Source organism: Polaromonas sp. P1_G4 (genome assembly GCF_056405475.1).
In genome coordinates this window covers 1-16,830 of record NZ_JBFUCA010000029.1, presented here as the reverse complement: position 1 = coordinate 16,830, position 16,830 = coordinate 1, and the positions used below count along the sequence as shown (strand labels likewise).

General features: G+C 62.5%; 18 protein-coding genes. 8 read left to right on the top strand and 10 right to left on the bottom strand.

Going from position 1 to position 16,830, the window contains the following annotated elements; all coding sequences use genetic code 11:
- The first annotated feature begins 72 nt into the window (after nt 1-72).
- The 3 genes from AC1D1X_RS02930 to AC1D1X_RS02920 all read left to right on the top strand — a co-directional run bounded on the left by AC1D1X_RS02930 (nt 73) and on the right by AC1D1X_RS02920 (nt 3,398).
- Entirely contained in the window at nt 73-1,707 is a 1,635-nt protein-coding gene (locus tag AC1D1X_RS02930; RefSeq protein WP_477697803.1) for an FAD-dependent oxidoreductase, read from the top strand.
- A gap of 73 nt (nt 1,708-1,780) precedes the next feature.
- The gene (locus AC1D1X_RS02925) at nt 1,781-2,881 is read left to right on the top strand and encodes a hypothetical protein (RefSeq protein ID WP_477697802.1); all 1,101 of its coding nucleotides are present in this window, start codon (nt 1,781-1,783) and stop codon (nt 2,879-2,881) included.
- Between the two features lie 55 nt (nt 2,882-2,936).
- Entirely contained in the window at nt 2,937-3,398 is a 462-nt protein-coding gene (locus AC1D1X_RS02920; protein ID WP_477697801.1) for a hypothetical protein, read from the top strand.
- Nucleotides 3,399-3,423: 25 nt separating this feature from the next.
- Here AC1D1X_RS02920 and AC1D1X_RS02915 read toward each other — a convergent pair whose 3' ends face one another.
- Together AC1D1X_RS02915 and AC1D1X_RS02910 are read right to left on the bottom strand one after the other, a co-directional pair.
- Nucleotides 3,424-4,827, bottom strand: a complete 1,404-nt coding sequence (locus tag AC1D1X_RS02915) for an aminopeptidase P N-terminal domain-containing protein (RefSeq protein ID WP_477670483.1) — start codon at nt 4,825-4,827, stop codon at nt 3,424-3,426.
- 12 nt (nt 4,828-4,839) lie between these two features.
- Nucleotides 4,840-5,604 (bottom strand): nucleotidyltransferase family protein, encoded by a 765-nt coding sequence (locus AC1D1X_RS02910; protein WP_477670484.1) that lies wholly within the window; start codon nt 5,602-5,604, stop codon nt 4,840-4,842.
- Between the two features lie 61 nt (nt 5,605-5,665).
- On the opposite strand from AC1D1X_RS02910, the gene AC1D1X_RS02905 reads away from it, so the two are divergent.
- Nucleotides 5,666-6,451 carry a nucleotidyltransferase domain-containing protein gene (locus AC1D1X_RS02905; protein ID WP_477670485.1) on the top strand — a complete coding sequence of 262 codons (786 nt, stop codon included), beginning with the start codon at nt 5,666-5,668 and terminating at the stop codon, nt 6,449-6,451.
- 6 nt (nt 6,452-6,457) lie between these two features.
- Here AC1D1X_RS02905 and speD read toward each other — a convergent pair whose 3' ends face one another.
- Nucleotides 6,458-6,835 carry an adenosylmethionine decarboxylase gene (gene speD / locus AC1D1X_RS02900; RefSeq protein WP_477697800.1) on the bottom strand — a complete coding sequence of 126 codons (378 nt, stop codon included), beginning with the start codon at nt 6,833-6,835 and terminating at the stop codon, nt 6,458-6,460.
- A gap of 133 nt (nt 6,836-6,968) precedes the next feature.
- On the opposite strand from speD, the gene tkt reads away from it, so the two are divergent.
- From tkt to AC1D1X_RS02885, 3 genes are all read left to right on the top strand, one after another.
- Nucleotides 6,969-9,011, top strand: a complete 2,043-nt coding sequence (tkt, locus tag AC1D1X_RS02895) for a transketolase (protein WP_477670486.1) — start codon at nt 6,969-6,971, stop codon at nt 9,009-9,011.
- A gap of 64 nt (nt 9,012-9,075) precedes the next feature.
- Nucleotides 9,076-10,074 carry a type I glyceraldehyde-3-phosphate dehydrogenase gene (gap, locus tag AC1D1X_RS02890; protein WP_457281959.1) on the top strand — a complete coding sequence of 333 codons (999 nt, stop codon included), beginning with the start codon at nt 9,076-9,078 and terminating at the stop codon, nt 10,072-10,074.
- Nucleotides 10,075-10,169: 95 nt separating this feature from the next.
- Nucleotides 10,170-10,400, top strand: coding sequence for a hypothetical protein (locus AC1D1X_RS02885; protein WP_477670487.1), 231 nt, complete (start codon nt 10,170-10,172; stop codon nt 10,398-10,400).
- 8 nt (nt 10,401-10,408) lie between these two features.
- Here the strand turns inward: AC1D1X_RS02885 and AC1D1X_RS02880 are convergent, their stop codons facing one another.
- The 5 genes from AC1D1X_RS02880 to AC1D1X_RS02860 form a co-directional block, all read right to left on the bottom strand.
- Nucleotides 10,409-10,855: a hypothetical protein gene (locus AC1D1X_RS02880; protein ID WP_477670488.1), complete on the bottom strand. Its 447-nt coding sequence runs from the start codon at nt 10,853-10,855 to the stop codon at nt 10,409-10,411.
- Between the two features lie 198 nt (nt 10,856-11,053).
- Nucleotides 11,054-12,112 (bottom strand): pirin family protein, encoded by a 1,059-nt coding sequence (locus tag AC1D1X_RS02875; RefSeq protein ID WP_477697799.1) that lies wholly within the window; start codon nt 12,110-12,112, stop codon nt 11,054-11,056.
- A 203-nt stretch (nt 12,113-12,315) separates the two neighbouring features.
- On the bottom strand, nt 12,316-13,077 hold the full coding sequence (locus tag AC1D1X_RS02870; RefSeq protein WP_457281963.1) for an ABC transporter permease: 762 nt from the start codon (nt 13,075-13,077) through the stop codon (nt 12,316-12,318).
- On the bottom strand, nt 13,074-14,024 hold the full coding sequence (locus AC1D1X_RS02865; RefSeq protein WP_477670490.1) for an ABC transporter ATP-binding protein: 951 nt from the start codon (nt 14,022-14,024) through the stop codon (nt 13,074-13,076). Before AC1D1X_RS02865 ends, AC1D1X_RS02870 begins: the two co-directional genes overlap by 4 nt.
- Before the next feature lie 301 nt (nt 14,025-14,325).
- Nucleotides 14,326-15,117 carry an SDR family NAD(P)-dependent oxidoreductase gene (locus AC1D1X_RS02860; RefSeq protein WP_477670491.1) on the bottom strand — a complete coding sequence of 264 codons (792 nt, stop codon included), beginning with the start codon at nt 15,115-15,117 and terminating at the stop codon, nt 14,326-14,328.
- A 395-nt stretch (nt 15,118-15,512) separates the two neighbouring features.
- Between AC1D1X_RS02860 and AC1D1X_RS02855 the strand changes: the two genes are divergently transcribed.
- Nucleotides 15,513-15,854, top strand: coding sequence for a collagen-like protein (locus AC1D1X_RS02855; protein ID WP_477697798.1), 342 nt, complete (start codon nt 15,513-15,515; stop codon nt 15,852-15,854).
- Nucleotides 15,855-15,931: 77 nt separating this feature from the next.
- Here AC1D1X_RS02855 and AC1D1X_RS02850 read toward each other — a convergent pair whose 3' ends face one another.
- Both AC1D1X_RS02850 and AC1D1X_RS02845 read right to left on the bottom strand, forming a co-directional pair.
- Nucleotides 15,932-16,552, bottom strand: a complete 621-nt coding sequence (locus tag AC1D1X_RS02850; protein ID WP_477697797.1) for a glutathione S-transferase family protein — start codon at nt 16,550-16,552, stop codon at nt 15,932-15,934.
- A 24-nt stretch (nt 16,553-16,576) separates the two neighbouring features.
- Nucleotides 16,577-16,830: YciI family protein (locus AC1D1X_RS02845; protein WP_477697796.1), on the bottom strand; the 254-nt coding region annotated here is incomplete at its 5' end.

Sequence of the window (16,830 nt, the reverse complement as noted above, 5' to 3'; positions counted from 1 at the left end):
GGACATGGCACGCGTGCCGGCGCCCGTCAACCGGCTCTCCAGCCAGGAACTGGTGCACAGTTACGAGCAGGAATGGGGCAAGGTGCTGCATTGAAGCGCCGGGATTTCCTGGCCGCCTCCGCACTTCCGCTGCTGGGCTGCAAGGAGGCCACGCATGTCGAAGGCGGTTTTGTGGGTGCGAACCATGAGCGCGGCCATCTGCTTCGGCCTGACGAGACCGGCAGAGCCCGTGCCTGGCCGGCCCCTTCCGTCACCCGGCGCACCCGCGTACTAATTGCCGGCGGCGGTGTCGCCGGCCTGGCGGCGGCGCGTGCGCTGCGCCTGCGCGGCATGCAGGACTTCGCGCTGCTGGAGCTGGAAGACCAGGCCGGTGGCAACAGCCGCGCAGGCGTGGTCAATGGCGTGCCTTGCCCGCTGGGCGCGCACTACCTGCCGGTGCCCGGGGATGCGGCGCGTGATGTGCAGGATTTGCTCGAAGAACTTTCACTGCGCCAGCGCGTGGCCGGCCGCTGGGTGTATGACGAACGCCATTTGTGCCACAGCCCGCAGGAGCGGCTGTTCATCAATGGCCAGTGGCAGGAAGGGCTGCTGCCCCTGCAGGATGCCGGTGCTGCCGTGCTGGCCGAGTACCGGCGCTTTGCGGTGCTGGTGCAGCAGACCTCGTCTGCAGCCRCATTCCCGATTCCTGTTGCCGGAGTGCCCTTGGCACCGCAACACCGCGCGCTGGATGCCGTGACGTTCAAGGCATGGCTGGACCAGCAGCAACTCACCAGTACGCCACTGCGCTGGTACCTCGACTATTGCTGCCGCGACGATTACGGCGCGGGCCTGGACACGGTATCGGCCTGGGCCGGCATCCATTACTTCGCCAGCCGGCATGGTTTTCAAGCGCCCGGCGACGCAGCTTCTGCGGAGCGCGAAGCGGGTGTGCTCACCTGGCCCGAGGGCAACGGCTGGCTTACCCGCCAATTGGCTGCACCACTCGGTGAACGCCTGTACGCCGGCCGCACCGTGGTTCGCGTGGCTGCGGGCCGTCATGGTGTAGAGGTCGATGCYTTCAATGCGGCGACCCAGACCGTCGAGCGCTGGCAGGCTGAGCAATGCATCCTGGCGATGCCGCTGTTTGTGGCGGCGCGTGTGGTGGAAAGCCCGCCGCCCGCATTGCGCGAAGCCGCCGGCCAGCTGCGTTACGCACCCTGGCTGGTGGCCAACCTGCACATCAAGGCCGCGCTGCACGACCGGCCCGGTGCCGCACCCAGCTGGGACAACGTCATCTACGGCGGGGACGCAGCAGGCAGCGTTGCGCAGGCAGGCCTGGGTTACGTCGACGCCATGCACCAGAGCCTGCAGGCCGTGCCCGGCGCCACGGTGCTCACGTATTACCGCGCCTTTGGCATTGAACCGGCGGGCCGCAAAGCCTTGTACGAGAAGCCCTGGACGCACTGGCGTGACAGCGTGCTGGCCGAGCTGTCGGCGCCGCATCCTGATCTGCCCGGCAAGGTCACGCGCATGGAAATCATGCGTTATGGCCATGCGATGAGCACGCCGGTGCCGGGTGTGCGCAACAGTGCGGCTTTGCGGGCGCTGCAAGGGCGTTTGCAGGCGCCTTGGCAGCGGCTGCATTTTGCGCACAGTGATTTATCGGGGTATTCGGTGTTTGAGGAGGCTTTTACGCAGGGGCATCACAGAGGGACTTCACTGGCCTGACCGCGTGTCGGCCAGATGGATGGAGGCCCTTGGACCGGATGGCAACTTGGCTTAGCATGAGAGCCAGCCAGGCGTGACCTGGTGGGAGGTATGGATGGAATTCGACCAGATGTTTGAAACCCTGGCCGCCTTGCCGGCCGCGGAGCAACGGCAGTGGGCGCTGGCCGTGCTGGGCGTTCTCGCCACCATGGCGCTGGTGCTCCTTGTTGAGCGCCGCTACTTCAAAAGAAGCCAGAGAACCGGCAGTTGGATCGCGTTGAGGCTGGCATCGGCGTTGTTGGCGCCGCTCACCTTTGCCGCCGTGGTGGTTCCGGCCCGGTCTGTATCGGGCATGGAAGCCCTTGCTGTTTTTTATGTAGCCCTTTTCACTGCCGTGCCGCTTTTATGGTTTGGCGGCCATCTGCTGGTGGGCCGCGGCTTGCGGCCCGCCTTGACGACCAGCGAATGCATGGTGCTCGCCATTGTGGGCATCGGCATCCTGGCGATTCCCGCCACCGCATTCATGGCCGCGCAATTTCCGATGGAAGATGCGGCGCGGCGCCTGGCAACCCAGCGGCAGAAAGCACCTGGCTCCACGCCGCTTGCGCATACGGCCGGCCCTCTCCGGCGTTTTACGGTGCCGGGGGCCGGCGAGGTTTACGCGCAGTCGTTGACCGCCCCGGTCGGCATCCGGCTGGAGCGGGTCGATGACAGACGCAACGGGCCCTGGTACGACACGCGGGGCACCACGCATCCGGTGTTCTGCAGACAGGGCGAGGATTTGCACTTGATGTGGTCAGCGAGCGAGCCGGCGCCGCAATTGCGCCTGCACTGGGTGCAAGCAGACGGCCGGCGTGTGAAGGGAGAGTTTTTTGCGGACCCTCGGACGGCGTCCGCAGACACCCCTGAGTTTTCAATCGCTTTTCGTCCCGACGGGTTTGACCCGGTGGCGCCGATTCCCCGCGTGCGCGCCTACCTGGGCATTCTTCAGCGGGATGGCACGATGTACACCAATATGCTCAATCCGTTGCAACCGGGGGAGACGTCGCAGAACGACTGCCTGATGCAGGGCTACCGTCGTGTGGGGTGGCCGGACGAGGGAGTGGTGCAGAAGGTCAGTATCACGTTTCAGTTGCCGATGGGCGCGCTACCCTTGCGGGGAGAACTTGTGCGGCCAGCCGTTGAGGCTAAGTAGGCAGGCCGGATAATCTCGTTGCGCCATGGCAAATGGCTAATCCAGAAGGAAACTCATGCCGGACTTTGTGGTTTACCGGGCAAGGCCCATGTCTTTGTTGTCGTGCGGTGTACTGGCAACGCTGCTTGCATCCTGTGCGGTCAACAAACAGGCGGCCGATACAGTGGTGCTGACGGGGCGCGTGGAAAAGGTCTATGACCCCTGCACCCAATCCCTGACCAATAACTTCACGGCCAATGTTGAGCAGCMACCCRGCATAGCGGCCATCGGCAGGGCAATGGAGCCTCTGCTCAAGCCAATCGACAAGGCCTTGGCACCGCGAGAGTGTCTTTTCTTGATACGCCAGACCAATACCGAGCAGCTCTTTTTTCGGACCAGTCAGAATTTTGCCGTTGGCAGTTGTGTGAAGGTCTACCTGACGGCCGAAAAAATGCGTGCCTGGAAAAGCATCAATCCCTTGATGACCAACACGTTGGTGGAACCAGGTTCGGCGATAGAGGCAAGCGATTGCCCCTGAGCGAAACGCTATTCCCAAAGCGCTCTTACCCCTTCATCAACGCCTCAATCTCATCCCCATCCACCGGCACACCCCGCGTCATCAGCTCACAGCCCTTGGCGGTCACCAGCGCATCGTCCTCAATCCGGATGCCGATGTTCCAGAACTCCTTGGGCACGTTCTTGCCGGGGCGTACATAAATACCGGGCTCGATGGTCAGCACCATGCCGGGCCGCAGGATGCGTGAGGGCTTGCGCATCACGGTCTGGCCCAGGGCGTCTTTTTCCTCGCGCGGCTTGCTGCCGGGCTCGGTGTAGTCGCCGCAGTCATGCACGTCCATGCCCATCCAGTGGCCCGTGCGGTGCATGTAAAACTGGCGGTAGGCGCCGGACTCGAGCACGTCGTCGACCTTGCCGTGCTTCTTTTTGTCGAGTAGGCCGGTGTCCAGCATGCCTTCCACCAGTACACGCGTCGCAGCATCGTGCGGATCTAAAAAGCGTTTGCCGGGCTTTGTCACTTTCACCGCGGCGACCTGCGCGGCCAGCACGATGTCGTACAGCGTGCGCTGGGCCGGCGTGAACTTGCCGTCTGCCGGGAAGGTGCGGGTGATGTCGCTGGCGTAGCCGTCCAGTTCGCAGCCGGCGTCGATCAGGCACAGCTGGCCGGGTTTGAGTTCCGTATCGCCGGCGCGGTAATGCAGGATGCAGGCGTTGGCGCCGGCCGCGACGATGCTGCCGTAAGCCGGAAACTGCGAACCATGGCGGCGGAACTCGTGCAGCAGTTCAGCTTCGAGGTGGTATTCACGCAGGCCGCCCTTCAGTTTCCCGTTGGCACCGTTGCGCAGCATCGCTGCCGAGGTCTGCATGGCGCGTACGTGGGCACCGGCTGAAATCTTGCCGGCGCGCTTGAGGATGGCGACTTCATGGCTGTCTTTGACCAGCCGCATTTCGTCGAGCAGCTTGCACAAATCGTGCTGGCTTTGCGGGCACTCGGCGCCGTAACGCACGCGGGCGCGCACCTTGTTCAACCAGCCGTCCACTTGGGTTTCCAGGCCCTTGTGTGTGGCAAATGGAAACCACACGGCGCTCTGGTTGCTCAGCAGCCCAGGCATTTTTTCTTCCAGCGCTTCCACACTGAAGGCGGCGTCCACACCCAGCGCGGCGGGCGCGGCCTTGGGGCCCAGGCGAATGCCGTCCCAGATCTCACGCTCCAGGTCCTTGGGCCGGCAAAACAGCGTGGTCTTGCCGCTGGCCTCAATCACCAGCCAGCTGTCGGGTTCGCTGAAGCCGGTCAGGTAATAAAAATAGCTGTCGTGGCGGTAGGGAAAGTCGCTGTCGCGGTTGCGCGGGTATTCGGGCGCGGTGGGCAGCAGGGCGATGCCGCCGCCGGCCGCCTTCAGGGCGCGGGCAATGGCAGCGCGGCGTTTTTCGTAGATCGTGGTGGTGCTCATATGCGTTCCGCTTCAGTTTGTGGTGGTTTGATTCAGCTCGTGCAGCCGCGCCGGTGTGCCGACATCGGTCCAGGCGCCTTCATACAGCTCGGCGCTCACGGCCTGATTGTCCATCGCCGTACGCAAAAGCGGTGCCAGCGGGGCTTTCAGGCCCTGGGGGTTGCCGAAGGGCAGGCTGTCGAACAACTCGCGCCGGTACAGGCCGATGGTGCTGTAGGTGAATTTGGGCTGCGGGTTGTCCTTGGGCAGGTTCAACGCCAGGCCGTCGGGGCTGAGGCCAAAGTCGCCTTTCGGGTTGTGTGCGGGGTTGGGCACCAGCCAGAGGTGGGCCAGCGTGTTGCCGGCGGCAAACCGGGCAACGGCGGCCTGGGTGAACTCAAAGCCGGGCACAAACACATCACCCGCCAGCACCCAGAAAATGTCACCCAGCAGCGGCAACGCACGCGCAATGCCTCCGGCGGTTTCCAGTGCGCCGCCAAAATCCACGCCTTCGTGTGAGTATGAAATTGATAGCTGCTTGCGCCCGTCCTTATTGGGCTGCAGCCCGAAATGGCTTGAAGAAAGCGCCGAAAAATGGGCCGGAACCTGTTCACCCAGCCAGGCCGTGTTGATGACCAGGCCGGTAAAACCACCGCGCACCAGCGCAGTAACCTGCCAGTCAATCAGCGGCTTGCCGCGCACCGGCAGCAGGGGCTTGGGCGTGGTGTTGGTCAGCGGGCGCATGCGCTCGCCGCGGCCGGCGGCCATGATCATGGCTTTGATGGGTGCAGAGGGCATGACGGCAGTTTAACGGGGCCGCTCATGCAGAATGGATGAACCAAAATTCGAAAGCCTGCCGATGATTCCTCCCGAGATCCACGCTGAAATCATGAGCCGCCTCGCAGCCACCGAACGGGAGCACGGTGTGCGCATCCTGATGGCGATCGAGTCCGGCAGCCGGGCCTGGGGCTTTGCGTCGCCGAACAGTGATTTCGACGTGCGCTTTATTTACGCGCGGCCGGCCGACGACTACCTCTCGCTTGATCTTGAGGACCGCCGTGACGTCATCGAGTACCCCATCGTCGACGACATCGACCTCAACGGTTGGGACCTGCGTAAAGCGCTGCGCCTGTTCTGGAAGTCGAATCCGGGATTTGTCGAGTGGATTCAGTCGCCGATCAAATATATGGAAAACGGTCCCTTTGCCGAAGAGGCGAGGCGGCTGTTGCCCCTGGTCTACTCGTGCGAGCGGGGCATACACCATTACCGCAGTTCGGCCAAGGGCAACTACCGCGAACACCTGCAGGGTGAGATGGTGCGGCTCAAGAAGTATTTTTATGTGCTGCGGCCGCTGCTCGCGGTGCGCTGGCTCGAGCGCTACGGCACAGCCGCGCCTATCGAATTCGCCAGCCTGCTGCACCTGATCGAGGGTGAGACGGACCTGCTCGCCGACATCGACGAAATGCTGGAGAAAAAACGCGGCGCGCCTGAATTGGGCCTGTCGGCGCCTTTCCCGCGAGTCAATGCCTTTATTGAGGTTGAGCTTGCCAGGCTGGATGCGGCGATCCCGGAACGCGATGATCTTCGGCCCGTGCTGCCGACCCTCAACGCGCTCTTTTTGACGACCGTGCGCGAGAAGTGGTGAGCCGGCCTACTGCGTATCTCCCCGGTCCAGCGACCGCTGCTCGGTCCATTCCGGATTAAAGCGCCGCACCAGCGCGTCCATCAGGCCGCGCGCCCTGGCGGAGTGGTCGCCGCCGAAGTTGCACACATAGACGTCCAGCGTTACTGCTTTTTGCTCGGGCCAGGTGTGCACGCACACATGCGACTCGGCCAGCAGCACGGTCGCCGTGATGCCCCCGGGGCCATGCACGGTGTCGGGAAAAGTGTGAAACAGCTGGTTAACGGCCTGCAGGCCGRCCGCCTGCACGGCCTGCACGCACCAGTCGCCCAGTCGGGTGGCGTCGGTCAGCCAGGCCGGGTCGCAGCGGCATTTGTAAAGGTCGGCGGTCAGGTGAAGGCCTTGCATGCCCCTGACTTTAGTGCATGACGGGGTGCCGCCCGGCCAAATCGGGTCCAAACCCCCGCCAAACCGGTGGGGAGGGCCCAAACGGTAAAATACCGGGTTACCCCTGATCTTTTCCCCTCCCGGAGCTGCCTACATGGCCAATACGCAAATGATGGCGAATGCGATACGCGCACTCGCAATGGACGCCGTTCAACAAGCCAATTCCGGACATCCCGGCGCCCCCATGGGCATGGCCGACATGGCAGTCGCCCTCTGGGGCCGCCACCTCAAGCACAGCCCGCACAACCCCAACTGGTTCGACCGCGACCGGTTTGTGCTGTCCAACGGCCACGGCTCCATGCTCATTTATGCCGTACTGCACCTCACCGGCTACAAGCTGCCCATCGGCGAACTCAAGAATTTCCGCCAGCTCCACAGCAAAACCCCCGGCCACCCCGAATACGGCTACACCCCCGGCGTTGAAACCACCACCGGCCCGCTGGGCCAGGGCCTGACCAATGCGGTCGGCATGGCGCTGGCTGAAAAGCTGCTCGCCAAAGAGTTCAATCGCGAAGGCCACACCGTCGTCGACCACAACACCTATGTGTTCATGGGCGACGGCTGCCTGATGGAAGGCATCAGCCACGAAGCGGCCGCGCTCGCCGGTGCGTGGAAGCTCAACAAGCTGGTCGCGCTGTATGACGACAACGGCATCTCCATCGACGGYCAGGTCGCGCCCTGGTTCATCGACAACACCGCCGTGCGTTTTGCCGCCTACGGCTGGAACGTGCTGGGCCCCATCGACGGCCACGACGCCGAGCTGGTCTCGCAGGCCATCGAAGGCGCGAAGAAGTCCAACGACAAGCCCACGCTGATCATCTGCAAGACGCATATCGGCAAAGGTTCGCCCAACCGCGCCAACACCGCCAAGGCCCACGGCGAGCCGCTGGGCGCCGAAGAAATCAAGCTCACGCGCGAAGCCCTCAACTGGCCTTACGCACCGTTTGAAGTGCCGAAAGAAACCTACGACGCCTGGGACGCCAAGGCCAAGGGCCTGTCTCTTGAGGCCGCCTGGGACGCGAAATTCGCTGCCTACAAGGCCGCGCACCCCGCACTGGCCGCCGAGCTGGCCCGCCGTATGAAGGGCGACCTGCCCAAGAGCTTCTCGCAACTGGCTGTCGACACTGTCATCGGCGCACACACCAAGGCCGAAACCGTGGCCTCGCGCAAGGCTTCGCAGCTCGCACTCGAAGCCTTCACCGCCGGCCTGCCAGAGTTGCTGGGCGGCTCGGCCGATTTGACCGGCTCCAACCTCACCAACACCAAGTCCACGCCCAACCTGCGCTTTGACATGAACGGCGAAGTCGTGCTGACGGCCAATGCCGAAGGCGTGAGCGCCGGTGGCCGCCACATCAACTACGGCGTGCGCGAATTCGGCATGGCCGCCATCATGAACGGCATTGCGCTGCACGGTGGCTTCATTCCCTACGGCGGCACCTTCCTGACCTTCAGCGACTACAGCCGCAACGCCATCCGCATGGCCGCGCTGATGAAGATCCGCGTCATCCACGTCTTCACGCACGACTCCATCGGCCTCGGTGAAGACGGCCCGACGCACCAGTCCATCGAGCACGCCGCGAGCCTGCGTTTGATTCCCAACCTCGACGTCTGGCGTCCGGGCGACACGGCTGAAACGGCTGTTGCCTGGGCCGTCGCGCTCGAGAACAAGAACAAGCCGACGGCGCTGCTGCTGAGCCGCCAGAACCTGCCTTACGCACCGAAGAACGACCTCGGTGAAATCAGCAAGGGCGCTTATGTGCTGGCCGAGCCCGCCGAAGTGGGCCTGAACAAGAAGGCCCAGGCCGTCATCATCGCCACGGGTTCTGAAGTGCAACTCGCGCTCAAGGCGCAAGAGCTGCTCGCCGCTCACAAGATCGCTGTGCGCGTGGTTTCCATGCCCAGCACCACGACCTTTGACAAACAGAAAACGGCGTACAAATCCGAAGTGCTGCCCGAAGGCATCCCCCGCATCGCGGTGGAAATGGGCGTGACGGACGGCTGGTGGAAATACGGCTGTGCCGCCGTGGTGGGCATCGACAGCTACGGTGAATCGGCGCCCGCGCCAGTGCTGTTCAAGCACTTTGGCTTTACCGCCGAGAACGTGGCCGACACCGTGCGCAAGGTGCTGCGCAAGTAAACACGCGGATAACGGACACGGCCGCCCAATTCAACAAGATTTCAACTTCCAGGAGCAACAGCAGATGACTATCAAACTTGGCATTAATGGTTTTGGCCGTATCGGCCGCAACGTGTTTCGCTCGGCCATCAAAAGCTTTGGCGACATTGAAATCGTCGGCATCAATGATTTGCTCGAGCCTGAGTACCTGGCCTACATGCTGAAGTACGACTCGGTGCACGGCCGCTTCGAAGGCGACGTGTCCGTTGAAGGCAACACGCTGATCGTCAACGGCAAGAAGATCCGCCTGACGCAGGAACGTGACCCCGCCAACCTCAAGTGGGGCGATATCGGCGCCACCGTGGTGCTGGAGTCCACGGGCCTCTTCCTCGACAAGGCTTCCGGTGAGAAGCACCTGGCCGCCGGCGCGAAGAAGGTCATCTTCTCGGCACCGTCGAAAGACGACACCCCGATGTTCGTTTTCGGCGTCAACGACAAGACCTACAAGGGCGAGGCCATCATTTCCAACGCCAGCTGCACCACCAACTGCCTGGCGCCTATCGCCAAGGTGCTGAACGACAAGTGGGGCATCAAGCGCGGCCTGATGACGACCGTGCACGCGGCCACTGCCACGCAGAAAACCGTGGACGGCCCGTCGAACAAAGACTGGCGCGGCGGCCGCGGCATCCTGGAAAACATCATTCCCTCCAGCACCGGCGCTGCCAAGGCTGTGGGCGTGGTGATCCCCGAGCTCAACAAGAAGCTGACCGGCATGTCCTTCCGCGTGCCCACCTCCGACGTGTCGGTGGTTGACCTGACCTGCGAGCTCAACAAGGAAGCCACGCTCAAGGAAATCTGCGCCGAAATGAAAGCGCAAAGCGAAGGCGCACTCAAGGGCATCCTGGGCTACACCGAAGACAAGGTCGTTGCCACCGACTTCCGCGGCGAGACCTGCACCAGCGTGTTTGACGCCGATGCGTCCATCGCGCTCGACGGCACCTTCATCAAGGTCGTCGCCTGGTACGACAACGAATGGGGCTACTCCAACAAGTGCCTCGAAATGGTCCGCGTGGTGGCGAAGTAATTCACTTCAACATCGCCAATAAAAAAGCGCCTCCGGGCGCTTTTTTATTGTCAGTGCAATACTCGGCGACCAGTCGCCCTGAAAGGTTCATGCTGATGCCCCTGACGTTCAAAAAACTCAACGAACAAGTGGTGAGTGTTCATCTGAGCAGCGGCGAGCTGGTGGGCCAGCTCAAACTGATTGGCGGCGTGTGGAAGTTCAAGGCCATTGGCTACACCGCAGACGGCCATGTAGTGCCCGGCGGTGGGCCGCTGACGGATCGCCACAACATGACTTTCGCCGCGCTGGACGAGGTGGTGGTCAATGCGGGGCTGATGCCTCCCTGAGTGGCAGGTCAATCAGGCAAGTGCAGGCCGGGCCGTTCATCGTCCCAGGCCATCGCGCTCATCTTCCAGCCTTCAGGCGTTTTGACGAACTGCGTCGAGATCATGCCGCGCGCCTCGAATGCCTCGCCGTTCATCGTGCCGGCCTTGCCGTAAGCGCTGTAGCGATGGGCAATGTTGCCGAAGATTTGTGTGGTTTCCGACAGCTCCCATTCCCTGAAGCGCGTCAGTGCACCGCTGTCCACCAGAGCCTGCCGCGGCGCGATGAATTCGCGCACGCTGGAAATCTCGGGTGCGGTTCCTGTGTTCTTGATCAGGAGGCCTGCGTCGATGAAGAGCGCGTGAATGTCATCGTACGACGGCACGCTGCCCGGCTCAAACGAGACGGCGCGAAAGAACGCCTGCGCCAGCGCATTCAGTTCGTTTTTGACCGCCTGGGAGTTGGGCTCCTGGCTCATGGCATCTCCTTGTGTTGGCGGGAGTGTAGGCGCCTGCTGCCGCACCCCACAGGCGGCGTTTGCGAAACCCGATATTGCCTGGGGGTACTGCGGGGAGGTTGACTGGTAATGCCGGAGTTATGCGAAAAGTGCCCCGGAGCAGCTAAGAACAAGCGCGGGCAGCTATTAAAAATATAGCAGCGAGGTGCTGCTCGGCCGTCAGTCGCCCGTCGGCCGCTCTTCGCGTCCGCCCGGGTGCCGCGCAAAGCGCGCCGGCTCCCGCCCATGCACCGGCGCGTCATCGCCAAACGACCAGCCACCAAACTGCGTGCGCTGGTAGTCCGCCATGGTTTGCGCGATTTCGGCTTGCGTGTTCATGACAAACGGGCCGTACTGGACCACCGGMTCACCAATGGGCTTGCCTTGCAGCATCAGGAATTCGGCTTCCTCGCCGCCGTTGACGATCTCTGCGTCCACGCCGGCCCGCAGCTCGATGGCGCTGTCCACACTCACCGCCTGACCGCCCAGCGTCGCCGACTGCCCCTTGAAAAAATAGAGCTGGCGCCGCGTGCCTTCGCCCGTTGCGGCGGGCAGCGTCCAGCGGGCGCCGGGCACCATGCGAATCGTCCAGATCGCCACGTCGGCCTCGGCCTGCGAGGCCCACGAATCCGGCGGCGGCGCCAGCGGCGCGGTTTGGGTATTTTGAATACGGCCGGCAATCACGGCCACTTCGGTGCCGCGCCCTTCGGCATCCTTGATGTCCAGGCGCGGAATGTCCTGCGACCAGAACATGGTGAAATGCGGCTCGCTCATCTTGCCGGCCGCCGGCAGGTTCAGCCAGATCTGGAACAGCTCCAGTGGATTGGGATTTTGCTGGTCCAGCAAAGGGAACATCTCGGAATGGACCACGCCCTTGCCGGCCGTCAGCCACTGCACGTCGCCGCGGCCAAAGCGCGCTGTCGCGCCCAGGGAGTCGGAATGGTCGATCAGTCCCTTGCGCACTATGGTCACGGTTTCAAAGCCGCGATGCGGGTGCGCGGGAAAGCCCGGCACCGTGCTGCCGTGGTACATGTTCCAGCCGTCCTTGCGGGCAAAGTCCTGGCCGATGTTGCGCCCCGCGAGCGAGGCATCCGGGCCCATCTGCGCATTGGCGCGGGGGTAAGCGTCGTCGTGGTACACGCAAAAGAGGAACGGGTCGAGCGTTGCCCACGGAAAGCCGAGCGGCTTGACCTGGAGGACTGGATGGGTGGCGGGACTTGCGGCGAGGTCGGCAGGCATGAGGAGGCCTTTCTGGCGTGAAACTTTCAACGAATACATATGAGGTTGGCCGCTGTCCTTTCAAGTTGCGCCGCCAGCCCATGCGTCGGGCCTGGCCCTGGAATTTTAGGGAAATATGCCCGTAGCCCTTATTTGGTAAGCGCAGGCAGCTATAAAATCAATAGCATTTGCAGGACGCTCTCCACCAGCCGCCTGCCCCTTCCTCAGGCCTTCAGTTTCCAGCCCGTGCGGAAGATCCACCACACCGCGCCGAGGCACAGCCCCAGAAAGCCCATGATGGCCGCCACGCTGATGCCTACGTTGACATCGGCCACCCCGTAAAAACTCCAGCGAAATCCGCTGATCAGGTAGACCACCGGGTTGAACAGGGCGACCTTCTGCCACAGCGGCGGCAGCATGTTGATCGAATAAAACGCGCCACCGAGGAAAGTCAGCGGCGTCACCACCATCAGCGGCACAATCTGCAGCTTCTGGAAGTTGTCGGCCCACAGCCCGATGATGAAACCGAACAGGCTGAAGGTCAGCGCGGTCAGCAGCAGGAAGCACAGCATCCAGAAAGGGTGCGCGATCTCATAAGGCACGAAGAGGCGCGCCGTTGCCAGGATCAGTAGCCCCAGCATGACGGATTTGCTCGCCGCGGCGCCCACATAGCCCATCACCACCTCCATCGATGACACCGGCGCCGACAGCAGCTCGTAAATTGTCCCCGACCATTTCGGCATGTAGATGCCGAAGGCGGCGTTCGAGATGCTCTCGTTGAGCAGCGACAGCATGACGAGGCCGGGAATGATGAAGGCACCGTAGCGGATGCCGTCGATGTCTCCCATGCGTGAACCGATGGCCGCCCCGAACACCACGAAGTACAGCGAGGTCGAGATCACCGGCGAGGCGATGGATTGCATCAGCGTGCGGAAGGTGCGCGCCATTTCAAAGCGGTAAATAGCGCGGATGGCGTGCCAGTTCATGCGGCCTCCTTCTGGGCGCCAGGTTGGTCGGCATGCACCAGGCTCACGAAGATGTCTTCGAGCGAACTCTCGCTTGAATGCAGGTCCTTGAAGTCAATGCCGAGTTCGGCCAGCTGCTTGAGCAACGCCGCAATACCCGTCTCCTCGGTTTGTGTATCGAAGGTGTAGACCAGTGTGTGGCCCTCTTTCGTCAACTCAAGCGGCAGCCCTGCCAGCGCATCCGGAATGCTTTGCAGCGGTGTTTGCAGTTGCAGGCTCAGTTGCTTCTTGCCCAGCTTGCGCATCAGCACCGTTTTGTCTTCGACAAGAATCAGCTCGCCCTTATTGATGACGCCAATGCGGTCGGCCATCTCCTCGGCTTCCTCAATATAGTGCGTGGTCAGGATGATGGTGACGCCGCTGTCGCGCAGCTCCCGCACCATTTGCCACATGCCCTTGCGCAGCTCGACGTCGACGCCCGCGCTGGGCTCATCGAGGAACAGGATGGTGGGCTCGTGCGACAGCGCCTTGGCAATCAATACCCGGCGCTTCATGCCGCCGGAGAGCGCCATGATCTTGCTGTCCTTCTTGTCCCACAGCGAAAGGTCGCGCAGTACTTTCTCGATGTAGGCGGGGTTCGGCGGCTTGCCGAACAGGCCCCGGCTGAAGCTCACGGTGGACCACACGGTTTCAAACGCATCGGTCGAAAGCTCCTGGGGGACCAGCCCGATCCTGGCGCGAGCGGCGCGGTAGTCACGCACGACGTCGTGTCCATCGGCCGTCACGCTGCCCGAGCTGGGATTGACAATGCCGCAGACGATGCTGATCAAGGTGGTCTTGCCTGCGCCGTTGGGGCCGAGCAGGGCGAAAATCTCGCCGCGCTGGATATCCAGGTCCACCGACTTGAGCGCATGAAAGCCCGAAGCGTAAGTTTTGCTGAGTTTCTGAAGGGAAATAATGGGTTGCACGCGGCATCCTGACAAGAAAGTGGCGCCAGAATGACGCCAGAAGAGACCCGAATCATTCTATAGAGCAAGGCTGAAAAAGCTGGGACCAGGGCCTATTAACACTATGTTTTCACCCCATTCCCTCCGGGTTGCGATCAAAAAGGCCCTGAGCGGCGTTGCAAAGCCTTGACGGGGTTCACCCCGCCTGCGTTTTGCGCCTTGCTCAMGGCCTTTTTGACTCGCAACGCATCTTGCAAACATAGTGTTAGYAGGCCCTAGGGTTTTCCAGCGCGGTGGGTGTTGCCCGAATCCCGTGGAAGACTCAGGCCGTCTGGTTTTTTCTCAGCGTCGGCAAGCCGACACCGGCGGACTCAAAACCACCATCCACAGCCAGCACCTGGCCATTGACATAGCTGGCTGCCGGGCTGCACAAAAAGCCCACGGCCGACGCGATTTCTTCCACGGTGCCGTAGCGCCCCAGCGGAATCACGTCGTGGTAGTCCGAGCGGATCGCCACGCTGTGAACCAGCTTGGCCATTTCCGTGTCCACCGGCCCGGGCGCGATCACGTTGGCCCGGATGCCGAGGGTGCCCAGCTCAACCGCCTGCTGCTTGGTCAGCTGGATGAGCGCGGCCTTGCTGGTGCCGTACGCCACGCGAAGCGTGCTTGCACGCAAGCCCGAGATCGACGCGATGTTGACAATGCTGCCACCGCCCGTGCGCTTCATGATGGGCACGCAAGCCTGGCTGCACAAAAACGCGCCATCCAGGTTGACGCCCAAAACCCGGCGCCATTCTTCAAATGTTGTCTCACCGATAGGCTTGAACACCGCGATGCCGGCGTTATTGACCAGCGCATCGATACGGCCAAAGCGGGCGTCCACCTCCTCCATGGCCGATTTCACCTGCGCCGGGTCGGCCACGTCGCAATGCGCCGCCAGTACGCGGCCTGCATCCTGAATGGCGCTAGCGGCTGGGAGCAGCGTGTCGCTGTCGATATCCAGAAGCGCCACACGGTACCCGTTGGCCAGAAACCATTTCCCGATGGCAAGGCCAATGCCGCGAGCACCCCCTGTCACGACGGCCACGGGGCTGGTTGAAGAAGTTGCGGTCATGGATGTCCTTGCCTTGTTGTCTGGTGTGAATGAAGAAAGGGCTTTGGCGGTGTGGGCGAAAGTTCAGGTTGAAGTTTGCACTATTGGACGTGTTTGCGCGCGTTTGCGATGCTGCCGATTCGGGACACGCTGTCGTGGGCCCGTCCTACAGCATGGGCGCTTGCCAATGGGTACCTTGAGCACTCATCCTGTTGTCTGCATCAGAAATGATTCTTTCAAGAGGGCCAGGCATACGGTAGCCGTTAGCGGTTTTCGAATGTGTGACCTTCAGCAAAAGCGTTGTGGCTGGTATCGGTTTCATGCACATGATCCGTAAAAAAAACAGTTCACGGTCAAGGCAGGAACGAACTGTTGACGCACCTTGGTGCGAATTTTCCCAGAGGATCACTATGACAATGAAACACGCATTCCTTTTATCCACACTGGTCGCAACGTTGAGCCTTGTTGCCTGTGAGCGGACGGTTGTCGCGCCGCCTGCGGCAGTTGTCACCGTGCCCGGGCCTGCAGGTCCTGCGGGCGCCACGGGTGCCGCCGGCACTGACGGCGCCAAGGGGGCCACGGGCGCTGGCGTCGGTATTCCAGGCCCGACCGGCGCTACCGGTGCGACTGGAGCGACGGGCTCTACCGGTTATGAGGGCGCAACCGGTGCTACCGGCGCCACAGGCGACACCGGAAAGACCGGCAGGACCGGTGCCACGGGCGATACGGTCGTGATCGTTCCCGCGCCCGCACGATAAGGTTTTCGGCTGTACAGGCCGGCGAGCGCGTGAATGCTCGCCGGCCTTTTTTGTTTTCAGCGGCGGGGACAAGGCGTTTAACCGGCCCGCAATTCCGGAAAGGGCTCACGCCACGCCGGCAGCTGATTAAGCCGGTCGTGCCAGCGCCGGATTTCCGGGAAATTGTCCAGCGGCAAGCGTGCCTTTTCAGCGTATGGCAAGGTGATGGCCACCGCAAAGTCGGCTACCGTCAGTGCGTCACCGACGAGGTATTCGCGCCCCTTCAGGTGCGCTTCGAGCACGCTGGCGTAGCGCTCGAAGTCGGGTGTCACCCTCGCAATCTCGGCCGGGTCGGCCTCGCGCTGCAGGAAGCGCGGCTTGATGATGTGTTCGAAATAAAAAGTCCCGGCGGCTGGCGCGAACTCGGTGGCATCCCACATCAGCCAGCGCATCGCCTCGGTCTGGCGTTGGTCGCGTGGCCACAGGTCAGAACCGGCTTTCTCCGCCAGGTGGCACATGATGGCATTCGACTCCCACAAGGTCGTGGTGCCGTCCACCAGTACCGGCACCTTGGCATTGGGGTTCATTGCGCGGAACYGTGGCGTACGGTGTTCGCCTTTTTCGAGCGCGACGTAAATGAACTCCACCGGCAGCTTCAAGTGCCTGGCGACGGCGCAGGTTTTTCGCGGGTTCAGCGTGTCCGAGTAATAAAGCTTCATGCTGACTCACTTCATCGTTAATTTTCAGGCCGCCATGCGGGGGAGGTCGGACCACACCGGCCTGACCTCTATGGTTGCGGCCCTGGCCATGGGATGGCCGGCTGCAGTGTCGATCGCCTCCTGCATGCCGGCGCATTCAATCAGCCCGTAGGCCGCCATTTTTTCTGCGCTATCGGTGAAAGGGCCGTTGGTTACCGCGCGCTTGCCGCCGCGCACCCGAACCGTCATGGCGTCGTCGGGGGGTCGCAGCGGGTTGCCGTGCTTGAGGATGCCGCGGC

Excerpts from the sequence above, each read along its gene's own strand:
- AC1D1X_RS02860 (WP_477670491.1), bottom strand. The coding sequence starts at position 15,117 with ATGACCGCAACTTCTTCAACCAGCCCCGTGGCCGTCGTGACAGGGGGT.
- AC1D1X_RS02905 (WP_477670485.1), top strand. The coding sequence starts at position 5,666 with ATGATTCCTCCCGAGATCCACGCTGAAATCATGAGCCGCCTCGCAGCC.
- AC1D1X_RS02855 (WP_477697798.1), top strand. The coding sequence starts at position 15,513 with ATGAAACACGCATTCCTTTTATCCACACTGGTCGCAACGTTGAGCCTT.
- AC1D1X_RS02880 (WP_477670488.1), bottom strand. The coding sequence starts at position 10,855 with ATGAGCCAGGAGCCCAACTCCCAGGCGGTCAAAAACGAACTGAATGCG.
- AC1D1X_RS02870 (WP_457281963.1), bottom strand. The coding sequence starts at position 13,077 with ATGAACTGGCACGCCATCCGCGCTATTTACCGCTTTGAAATGGCGCGC.
- AC1D1X_RS02885 (WP_477670487.1), top strand. The coding sequence starts at position 10,170 with ATGCCCCTGACGTTCAAAAAACTCAACGAACAAGTGGTGAGTGTTCAT.
- gap (WP_457281959.1), top strand. The coding sequence starts at position 9,076 with ATGACTATCAAACTTGGCATTAATGGTTTTGGCCGTATCGGCCGCAAC.
- AC1D1X_RS02915 (WP_477670483.1), bottom strand. The coding sequence starts at position 4,827 with ATGAGCACCACCACGATCTACGAAAAACGCCGCGCTGCCATTGCCCGC.
- AC1D1X_RS02910 (WP_477670484.1), bottom strand. The coding sequence starts at position 5,604 with ATGCCCTCTGCACCCATCAAAGCCATGATCATGGCCGCCGGCCGCGGC.